Annotated in this window: 9 protein-coding genes; all 9 read right to left on the bottom strand. The window is 68.6% G+C overall.

Annotation, left to right across the window (positions count from 1 at the left end; all coding sequences use genetic code 11):
• A partial coding sequence (locus AC5RW2_RS07410) for a primosomal protein N' family DNA-binding protein (RefSeq protein ID WP_494073879.1) occupies nucleotides 1-583 on the bottom strand: 583 nt, incomplete at its 3' end.
• A gap of 5 nt (nucleotides 584-588) precedes the next feature.
• The gene (metK, locus tag AC5RW2_RS07405; protein WP_494023035.1) at nucleotides 589-1,794 is read right to left on the bottom strand and encodes a methionine adenosyltransferase; all 1,206 of its coding nucleotides are present in this window, start codon (nucleotides 1,792-1,794) and stop codon (nucleotides 589-591) included.
• A gap of 144 nt (nucleotides 1,795-1,938) precedes the next feature.
• Nucleotides 1,939-3,219 carry a bifunctional phosphopantothenoylcysteine decarboxylase/phosphopantothenate synthase gene (locus AC5RW2_RS07400; protein WP_494073878.1) on the bottom strand — a complete coding sequence of 427 codons (1,281 nt, stop codon included), beginning with the start codon at nucleotides 3,217-3,219 and terminating at the stop codon, nucleotides 1,939-1,941.
• Nucleotides 3,220-3,243: 24 nt separating this feature from the next.
• Complete coding sequence (rpoZ, locus tag AC5RW2_RS07395) at nucleotides 3,244-3,507, bottom strand: DNA-directed RNA polymerase subunit omega (RefSeq protein ID WP_493999794.1); 264 nt, start codon at nucleotides 3,505-3,507, stop codon at nucleotides 3,244-3,246.
• A gap of 42 nt (nucleotides 3,508-3,549) precedes the next feature.
• Nucleotides 3,550-4,122, bottom strand: coding sequence for a guanylate kinase (gene gmk, locus AC5RW2_RS07390; RefSeq protein WP_493999795.1), 573 nt, complete (start codon nucleotides 4,120-4,122; stop codon nucleotides 3,550-3,552).
• A gap of 12 nt (nucleotides 4,123-4,134) precedes the next feature.
• Nucleotides 4,135-4,452: an integration host factor, actinobacterial type gene (gene mihF / locus AC5RW2_RS07385; protein WP_493999796.1), complete on the bottom strand. Its 318-nt coding sequence runs from the start codon at nucleotides 4,450-4,452 to the stop codon at nucleotides 4,135-4,137.
• A 174-nt stretch (nucleotides 4,453-4,626) separates the two neighbouring features.
• A complete protein-coding gene (pyrF, locus tag AC5RW2_RS07380; RefSeq protein WP_494073877.1) occupies nucleotides 4,627-5,502 on the bottom strand; it encodes an orotidine-5'-phosphate decarboxylase in 876 nt (291 codons plus the stop codon).
• Nucleotides 5,495-8,794: a carbamoyl-phosphate synthase large subunit gene (gene carB / locus AC5RW2_RS07375; RefSeq protein ID WP_494073876.1), complete on the bottom strand. Its 3,300-nt coding sequence runs from the start codon at nucleotides 8,792-8,794 to the stop codon at nucleotides 5,495-5,497. The genes pyrF and carB overlap by 8 nt, the downstream gene beginning before the upstream one ends.
• On the bottom strand, nucleotides 8,794-9,999 hold the full coding sequence (gene carA / locus AC5RW2_RS07370; RefSeq protein WP_494073875.1) for a glutamine-hydrolyzing carbamoyl-phosphate synthase small subunit: 1,206 nt from the start codon (nucleotides 9,997-9,999) through the stop codon (nucleotides 8,794-8,796). Before carA ends, carB begins: the two co-directional genes overlap by 1 nt.
• Nucleotide 10,000 lies beyond the last annotated feature (1 nt).

Genomic DNA, 10,000 nt, shown 5'->3' with positions numbered 1-10,000 from the left:
TAGCCGGAGGTGCCGGGTCAGCCGAAGGCGCGGTGCTAGCCGGAGGTGCCGGGTCAGCCGAAGGCGCGGTGCTAGCCGGAGGTGCCGGGTCAGCCGAAGGCGCGGTGCTAGCCGGAGGTGCCGGGTCAGCCGACTGGCCCGCCTCGCGGGCGGCGAATTCCTTATCCACCTTGGCGACGCGCGGCGGGATGGCGGCGCGCAGTACGTCGCTGACGTTGCCTGCGTAACGCTCGGCCACGGACGTGGCCAGCCGGAGCAGTTCTTCGGTCAGCACCGGCTGCGCGGAAACCACTTTGGCCAACGGGGCAAGCTTGACCCCTTCCGGAACCTCCGACGTGCGGCGGGTGATGTACCCGCTCATTTCCTGGCCGCCGAAGCGGGCCTTGACCCGCGCGCCGGGAACAGCGTCGTCGTCCAGATTCTCCGGCACCAGGTAATCGAAGATCCGGTCCAGATGTGGCAGCGGCGTTTCGATCAGCACCTGCGCCACCGGGTCGGTCGCCGCCGCCGGCGAGGTACCCGGCGCCTGCTTGGGGGCACCGAAGCCCTGCAGCAGGCTCAGCTGGTGCGGATCAGAGCCCATCAGGCTCAGGCGTTGAAGTAGCTGCGCAGCGCGTCGGCCCGGTCGGTCCGCTCCCAGGTGAAGTCGGGATGTTCGCGGCCGAAATGGCCGTGCGCCGCGGTCTGCTTGTAGATGGGCCGCTTGAGCTGCAGGTCGTCGATGATGCCCAGCGGACGCAGGTCGAAGACTTCCTCGATCGCCTGGGCGATACGCGCCGGGTCAACGGTCTCGGTTCCGAAGGTTTCGACGTAGATGCCGACCGGCCGCGCCATCCCGATGGCGTACGCGATCTGGATCTCGGCGCGCCGGGCCAGTCCCGCGGCGACCACGTTCTTGGCCACCCAGCGCATGGCATAGGCAGCGGAACGGTCAACCTTGGACGGATCCTTGCCGGAAAATGCGCCGCCGCCGTGACGGGCCATGCCGCCGTAGGTATCCACGATGATTTTGCGTCCGGTCAGCCCGGCGTCGCCCACCGGCCCGCCGATCACGAAGTCGCCGCCCGGATTGAGGATGTAGCGCACGTTGGTGGCGTCCAGTGAGCTGGCCGCCAGCACCGGCTCGATCACGCGCGAGGCGAGGTCAGCACGCAGGTGGTCGAGGTCCACGCCGCCTTCATGCTGGCTGGAAATCACGACCGAGTTAACCGACACCGGCTTGTCGCCGTCATAACCGATGGTCACCTGCGTCTTGCCGTCGGGCCGCAGATACGGAAGCGTCCCGTCCTTCCGCACCTCGGTCAAACGCTCGGACAGCCGGTGCGCGAGCCAGATCGGTGCGGGCATCAAGACGTCGGTCTCGTCGCTGGCATAGCCGAACATGATGCCCTGGTCACCGGCACCCTGGGCATCGCGCGCATCGATGCCGGTCCCCTCGCGGGTTTCGAACGAATTAAAGACCCCGGAGGCAATCTCCGGCGACTGCTGCCCGATCGAAACCGACACGCCGCAACGCTCGCCGTCAAACCCCTTATCCGAGGAGTTGTATCCGATCTCCAGGATGGTGTCGCGGACAATCTGGGGGATCTCCACATAGCCCTTCGTGGTGACCTCGCCGGCCACGTGGACCAGGCCGGTCGTCGTCAGCGTCTCTACGGCTACCCGCGACTCGGGATCCTCGCGCAGCAGCGCGTCGAGAATGGCGTCGGAAATCTGGTCACAGATCTTGTCCGGATGGCCTTCGGTCACGGACTCGGACGTGAAGAGCCGCAGATTGCTGTCAGAAGAAGTCACAGACATACCTTACTTGCTGGCGAGGACCGCCACGGAACGGTTGGCGCGGCCTCGAAAGGCCGGGTCATGGAGCGAAACGGTAGTACACAGGGGGTCACGGGCGGCCTGGTTTTCGCGGCCGGCCGGAAGCGCCCGCGTGCAGTGTCAGCGGGAGAGTTCGGCGGTGATGCGCTCGACGACCACCGCGGCCGCGCTGTCTTTGCTGCCGCGGTGGGTCTGCGGTTCGACGCCGCTGCGTGCGAGCACCGTGATCTCGGTGTCATCCTGCCCGAACACCAGGTCGCGGCCCACGCGGTTGAGCACCAGCAGGTCGCAGCCCTTTCGCTCGAGCTTGCTGCGCGCGTAGTCGAGCACGTCGCCGCGGTCGTCGCCGGTTTCCGCGGCGAAACCGATAATCAGCGGCACCTCGCCGGAGCCGCGCTGCTGCACGACCTCCACCAGGATGTCCGGGTTCCGCACCAGCGTGATCACGGGGTCGTCGGCGTCGTCGCGCTTCTTGATCTTGGTGTCGGTCACTTCAGCCGGACGAAAATCCGCCACGGCGGCTGCCATGATGACGACGTCGGAGCGCGCCGCCGCTTCGAGCGTCGCCTCGCGCAGGTCCAGGGCGGTTTCCACCGAGCTGGACTTGATCCCGTCCGGGATATCCACCTCAAGGTGGGCGGCGATCAGTTCAACCTCCGCTCCCGCGGCCGCAGCGGCGCGGGCCAGTGCCACGCCCTGCTTGCCGGAGGACCGGTTGCCCAGGAAGCGTACGGGGTCCAGCGGTTCGCGGGTACCGCCGGCGGTGACCAGGACCCGCTTGCCGGCCAGCGGACCGGGTTCCGGAGCCGCGAGGGCGGGGGCGGACGCATCCGCCGGCCAGCCGGCCTCCGCCGTCGTCCGCGGTTGCAAAGTCCCGTCTGCGAGGGCTGCGGTGATGAAGTCGTAGATGTCCGCCGGTTCGGGCAGCCGGCCGGGGCCGGTGTCCTTGCCGGTGAGCCGCCCGATGGCCGGGTCCATCACCGTGATGCCGCGGCCGCGCAGCGTTGCCACGTTCGCCACGGTGGCCGGGTGCTGCCACATTTCGGTGTGCATGGCCGGCACAAAGACCACCGGCGCGGTGGCCACCAACAGGGTGTTGGTGAGCAGGTCGCCGGCCAGGCCGGCGGCGGCGCGCGCCAACAGGTCCGCTGTGGCCGGGCATACCACCACGAGGTCGGCTTCCCGGCCGAGGCGGACGTGGTTGACCGACTCGACGGCATCGAACACGCTGTTGCTCACCGGGTTGCCGGAGAGGGCCTCCCACGTGGCGCGGCCAACGAACTTCTCGGCGGCGTCGGTCGGGATCACCGTCACCTCGTGGCCGGCTTCCTTAAACAACCGAAGCAGGGATGCCGACTTGTAGGCGGCGATCCCGCCGCCTACGCCCAAAATGATCCGCATGCCTGCCCCGGTGTTAGACGCTGGTTACTCTGCAACCTTTTCGACGGGCTTGCTGACCAGCAGGCCCTCGTTGATTTCGCGCAGTGCGATGGACAGCGGCTTCTCGTTCAGCTTCGTGTCCACCAGCGGGCCGACATACTCGAACAGGCCTTCGTGCAGCTGCGAGTAGTAGGCGTTGATCTGGCGGGCACGCTTGGCACCGTAAATCACCAGCGCGTACTTCGAATCCGTTGCTTCCAGCAGGGAGTCGATCGGCGGGTTGATGATGCCTTCGAGGTTGGTCGACACAAAATCTCCAATGGGTTCCGGGACGTGTTCTTCGGGGCCCGCTCAGCGCGGGTGCGGAACAAGTCCCATCAATGAAACGAGCTCGTCTGCCGCCCGCTTGACATCGTCATTCACGACGGTGAAATCGAACTCTGGCTCGGCAGCAAGTTCCAGTTTAGCGGTTTCCAGCCGGCGCTGCTGTTCCTCGGGTGTTTCCGTGCCGCGCCCCACCAGCCGGCGGACCATTTCCTCCCAGCTGGGCGGGGCCAGAAACACGAACGTGGCATCGGGCATGGACTGTTTGACCTGCCGGGCGCCCTGCAGGTCGATCTCCAAGAGCACGGACTTTCCGTCTGCCATGGCCTCTTCGACGGTGCGCCGCAGCGTGCCGTAGCGGTTCCGGCCGTGCACCAGGGCCCATTCCAGCATGTCGCCGGCCGCCACCAGGCGGTCGAACTCTTCGGGGCCGACGAAAAAGTAATGGACGCCGTCCTGCTCACCGGGCCGCGGTTCCCGGGTGGTGGCGGATACGGAAAGCCAGACGTCGGGGTAGTTGTCGCGGATATAGGTGGAAACGGTGCCCTTGCCGACGGCGGTGGGGCCGGCGAGAACGGTCAGGCGGGGTTTGTCGGACATATCTTCCATCTGTTACTGGGATTCCAAGTGGTCTATCAGGGCTCGCCGCTGGTGGATGCCGAGCCCGCGCAGCCGGCGGCTGGGCGCAATGCGGACCGCCTCCATGATGGCGGCGGCGCGGACCGGTCCGATGCCCGGCAAGGATTCGAGCAGGTCGGCCACGCGCAGCCGGCCGACCGATTCCATTGACCCGGCCGCCTCGATTACCTCGGCGACGGTCATGGCGCCGGATTTCACTTTGGCCTTGATTTCCGCGCGCTCGACCCGGGCGGCCGTCGCTTTCAGCCGGGCGGTGGTGCGTTCGCTCTCCGTCAGCGGTCGAAGACCCACAGCTCCTCCAGACAATCCGGCCCGTCGGACAAGATGCCGGGCGGGCATATTGGGCATGAATTGAACTTACCAGAACGGCAACACCGCGGCTGAAGGGCCGCTGCCCGGCGCAGGAGGCGTGGACCGGGCAGCCGGCTGCCGGCCGCCCCAGGCCCCGCCTGCCCGGCCGGCTGCTCAACCCGAGAGGCCCGCCAGGCCGGCCAGGGTGCGGTCCGCGGCGGCGCGCAAGCCGGCGGTGTCCGGGCCCGCCCGGAGGATGTCCCGGCTGGAGGTGGCCAGGACATTCCCGACGGCGGAGCCGAAGGCCGCCGCAATATCCGCCCCGGTGGCGCCCTGGGCGCCCAGCCCCGGGGCCAGCAACGGCCCGTTGACCGCGGCGAGGTCCAGCCCGAGCCGTTCCATCACCTCGGCCCGGACCGTGGCGCCGACCACCAGGCCCACGGAGCCCAGCTCCCCGGCGCGCCCGGCCTCGGCGTTGTCCGCCGCGGCCGCTTCCGCGATCCGGGCGGCCACGGACTCGGCGCCGCCGACGTGCTGCACGCTGGCGCCCTCCGGGTTGGAGGTCAGCGCGAGCACGAACACCCCGCGGCCGGTTGCCGACGCCAGGTCCAGCGCCGGCCGCAGCGATTCGTACCCGAGGTAGGGGCTGAGCGTCACGGCGTCGGCCGCCAGCGCCGAGCCGTCGCGCAGCCACGCGTCGGCGTAGGCGGCCATGGTGGAGCCGATGTCGCCGCGCTTGGCGTCGGCGATGGTCAGGGCACGGGTCTGGGCCGCGGCCGCCAGCAGCTTCTCCAGCACCGCCAGGCCGGCGGAACCGTGCCGTTCATACAGGGCCACCTGGGGCTTGAGGGCGGCGGCCTGCTCCCCCACCGCGTCCAACACGGTGAGGGAAAAGCGTTCCAGCCCTCCGGCGTCGTCGTTCAGTCCCCAGGCGGAGAGCAGCGACGGATGCGGGTCGATCCCCACGCACAGCGGCCCGCGGGCCTCCATCGCCGCCCGCAGCCGCTGCCCGAAGGTGGCGCGCTGCGGCCGGGCGTGCGGCTCAGGCATGGAAGGCGGCCTTCAGGTTCTCCGCGTGCTCCTGCAGGCTGGTGACGTCCCACTCGTACTGGCGCATCGCTTCGATGGCCTGGATGGCGGCGCCGAACTCGGACACAGTGGTGATGATCGGCGTGCCCACCGACGTCGCCGCCGCGCGGATCTCGTAGCCGTCGCCGCGGGCCTGGCCGCCCGAGGGGGTGTTGAGCACGAGTCCGATCTGGCCTTCGGTGATCAGGTCGACGATGGTGCCCTCGCCGTCGTCGGACCGTCCCTCGGCGACCTTCCGCACCGTGGTGGACTGGATGCCGTTGCGGCGCAGCACCTCCGCCGTGCCGCCGGTGGAGAGGATTTCGAAGCCCAGGTCCACCAGCAGCTTCACCGGCATGATGATGGAGCGCTTGTCGCGGTTGGCCACCGAGACGAACACCTTGCCGGACGTGGGCAGGGCGCTGCCGGCCGCGGCCTGGCTCTTGGCGAACGCCGTGTCGAAGTACTTGTCGATGCCCATCACCTCGCCGGTGGAGCGCATTTCCGGCCCCAGCAGCGAGTCGACCACGGTGCCCTCCGGCGTGCGGAAGCGGCTGAACGGGAGCACCGCTTCCTTCACCGCCACCGGTGCCTCCAGCGGCAGCCGGGAACCGTCGCCGGTCTCGGGCAGCACCTTGTAGACGCTGCGCAGCATGTCGATGTCCACGCCGGTGCCGATCAGCGCCGCGGCCTTGGCCAACTGCACGCCGGTGGCCTTGGACACGAACGGGACGGTGCGGGAAGCGCGCGGGTTGGCCTCGATCACGTAGAGCACGTCGGCGGCCAGCGCGAACTGGATGTTGATCAGGCCGCGCACCCCCACGCCCTCGGCGATGGCGGCGGTGGCCTTGCGCACCCGGTCCAGCACGTCGGCGCCCAGGGTGATCGGCGGCAGTACGCAGGCGGAGTCGCCGGAGTGGATCCCGGCCTCCTCGATGTGTTCCATGATGCCGCCGACGTAGAGGTCCTTGCCGTCGTAGAGGGCGTCGACGTCGATCTCGATGGCGTCTTCCAGGAAGCGGTCCACCAGCACCGGATGGTCCGGCGTGATCTCGGTGGCGTTGGCGATGTAGCGCGACAGGTTGGCCTCGTCGTAGACGATCTCCATGCCGCGCCCGCCCAGCACGTACGACGGGCGGACCAGCACGGGGTAGCCGATCTCGTCGGCGATCTTCTTCGCTTCCTCGAAGGAAACCGCCGTGCCGTTCTTCGGTGCTACCAGCCCGGCCGAATCCAGCACCCGCTGGAAGGCGCCGCGGTGCTCGGCCAGGTCGATGGCCTCCGGCGAGGTGCCCAGGATCGGGATGCCGGCGTCCGCCAGCGCCTGCGCCAGCTTCAGCGGGGTCTGGCCGCCCAGCTGCACGAACACGCCGAGCACGCCGCCGGTGCGCTCCTCCGCCGCGATGACCTCCAGCACGTCCTCGAGCGTGAGCGGCTCGAAGTACAGGCGGTTGGAGATGTCGTAGTCGGTGGAGACGGTCTCCGGGTTGCAGTTGATCATGACCGTCTCGTGCCCGGCCTTGCGCAGCGCCATGGTGGCATGGACGCAGGAGTAGTCGAACTCGATGCCCTGGCCGATCCGGTTGGGGCCGGAACCGAGGATGATCACCGACGGCTTCGCGTGCAGCTCGACCTCGTCCTCCTCGTCGTAGGACGAGTAGTGGTACGGGGTGTAGGCGGCGAATTCGGCGGCGCAGGTGTCCACCGTCTTGAACACCGGACGGATGCCCAGCGCGTGACGGACCCCGCGGACCACTGCCTCGCTGGTGTGGCTGAGCTTGCCGATCTGCTCATCGGAGAAGCCGTGCCGCTTGGCCAGCCGCAGGATGTCCTCGGTCAGCGCCGGCGCGCGGCGGATTTCGGTGGCCACCTCGTTGATCAGCTGCAGCTGGTCCAGGAACCACGGGTCGATCGCCGTGGCTTCAAAGACCTGCTCGACGGTGGCACCGCCGAGCAGCGCGCGCTGCACCATCGAGAGCCGCTCGGTGGACCCGACCCTGGACTTGGCCAGCAGTTCGGGCACGTCATAGTCGTTGACCGGGTCGAACTCGAGCTGCGACCCCTTCTGCTCCAGCGACCGCAGCGCCTTCTGCAGCGCCTCGGTGAAGTTGCGGCCGATGGCCATCGCCTCGCCGACGGACTTCATGGTGGTGGTCAGCGTCGGGTCGGCGGCCGGGAACTTCTCGAACGCGAAACGCGGAACCTTGACGACGACGTAGTCCAGCGTCGGTTCGAAGGCGGCCGGGGTCTGCTGGGTGATGTCGTTGGGGATCTCGTCCAGCGTGTACCCGAGCGACAGCTTGGTGGCGATCTTGGCGATCGCGAAACCGGTGGCCTTGGAGGCCAGCGCGGAGGACCGGGAGACGCGCGGGTTCATCTCGATCACGACGACGCGGCCGGTGTCCGGTTCGATGGCGAACTGGATGTTGCAGCCGCCGGTGTCGACGCCGACTTCGCGGATCACCGCGATGGAGATGTCGCGCAGCTTCTGGAACTCGCGGTCGGTCAGCGTCATGGCGGGGGCGACCGTAATGGAGTCGCCGGTATGCACGCCCACCGGATCGAAGTTCTCGATCGAGCACACGACGACGACGTTGTCGTTCTTGTCGCGCATCATCTCGAGCTCGTATTCCTTCCAGCCCAGGATGCTCTCTTCGAGCAGCACCTCGCTGGTGGGACTGTACTGGATGCCGGCCCCGGCGATCCGGCGCAGGTCGTCCGCGTTGTAGGCCATCCCGGAGCCGAGGCCGCCCATGGTGAAGGACGGGCGCACCACCATCGGGTAGCCCAGTTCCTCCGCCGCGGCGAAGGCCTCGTCCATCGAGTGCACGATCACGGACTTGGCGGACTCCGCGCCGCAGCGCTCCACCACGCCCTTGAACTTCTCCCGGTCTTCGCCGAGTTCGATGGCGGCGATGTTGGCGCCGATCAGCTCCACGTTGTACTTGTCAAGCACGCCGTTCTTGTCCAGCGCTATCGCGGTGTTCAGGGCGGTCTGGCCGCCCAGCGTGGGCAGCACGGCGTCCGGGCGCTCCTTGGCGATGATCTTTTCGACCACCTCCGGGGTGATCGGCTCCACGTAGGTGGCGTCGGCGAACTCGGGGTCCGTCATGATCGTGGCGGGATTGGAGTTGACCAGGATGACCCGCAGGCCCTCCTCCTTCAGCACCCGCAGCGCCTGCGTGCCGGAATAGTCGAACTCGGCGGCCTGTCCGATCACGATGGGACCGGAACCGATGACCAGGACGGACTTCAGATCTTCTCTCTTGGGCATTACTTGCTTTCCTTCGTGGTCTCGGAAGCGGTCCCGGTCTGGTTTCGGCGGGAGTTCATCAGGTCGGTGAAGCGGTCGAACAGGGGCGCCGCATCGTGCGGCCCGGCAGCCGCCTCCGGGTGGTACTGGACGGAGAAGGCGGGGATGTCCAGGCAGTTCAGGCCCTCGACGACGTCGTCGTTGAGGCAGACGTGGCTGACTTCGACCCGGCCGAAGCGCTCCTCCGGGGCCAGGGTGGGCCCGTCCAGCGGGGCGTCGACGGCGAAGCCATGGTTCTGCGAGGTGATTTCGACCTTTCCGGTGCGCCGGTCCATGACCGGCACGTTGATGCCGCGGTGGCCGTAGCGCAGCTTGTAGGTGCCGAAGCCCAGGGCGCGGCCCAGGATCTGGTTGCCGAAGCAGATGCCGAAGAACGGCAGGCCGGCGTCGAGCACCTTGCGCAGCAGCAGCACCTGGCGGTCGGCCGTGGCGGGGTCGCCGGGCCCGTTGGACATGAACATGCCGTCGGGCGCGAGGGCCTGGATGTCGTCGAAGCTGGCGGTGGCGGGCAGCACGTGCACCCGGATCCCGCGCTCGGCGAACCGGACGGGGGTCATGGCCTTGATGCCCAGGTCGAGGGCGGCGACGGTGAACCGCGGCTCCCCGTCCCAGCCGTGGTCGGCCGGGTCTACGGTGTAGGCCTCGGTGACGCTGACCTCTTCGGCGAGCCGGGCGCCTTCCATTGCCGGCTGCGCGGTGACCTCGGCCAGCAGCTCCGCGGCGGGGCGGGCGGCCGCGTCGCCGGAGAAAATGCCGGCCTTCATGGCGCCGCGTTCGCGCAGGTGGCGGGTCAGGGCGCGGGTGTCCACTCCCTGGATGCCCACGATGCCCTGGTTGACCAGTTCGTCGTCCAGGCTGCGCTCGGAGCGCCAGTTGGAGGGCCGGCGGGCGGGGTCGCGGACCACGTAGCCGGCTACCCAGATCTTGCGGGATTCCGCGTCGTCGTCGTTCACGCCGGTGTTGCCGATGTGGGGTGCGGTCTGCACCACCAGCTGGCGGGCGTAGGACGGGTCGGTGATGGTCTCCTGGTAGCCGGTCATGCCGGTGGAAAAGACCGCCTCGCCCAGCGCGGTGCCCTGCGCGCCGTAGCTGCGGCCGCGGAAGGTCCGGCCGTCTTCGAGTACCAGCAGCGCCGGTGCGGAGAGGAAAGTTGTTTCTGCGCTCACG

The organism is Arthrobacter sp. B0316-1-20 (assembly GCF_059091865.1).
This window is presented reverse-complemented; position numbering and strand designations above follow the sequence as displayed.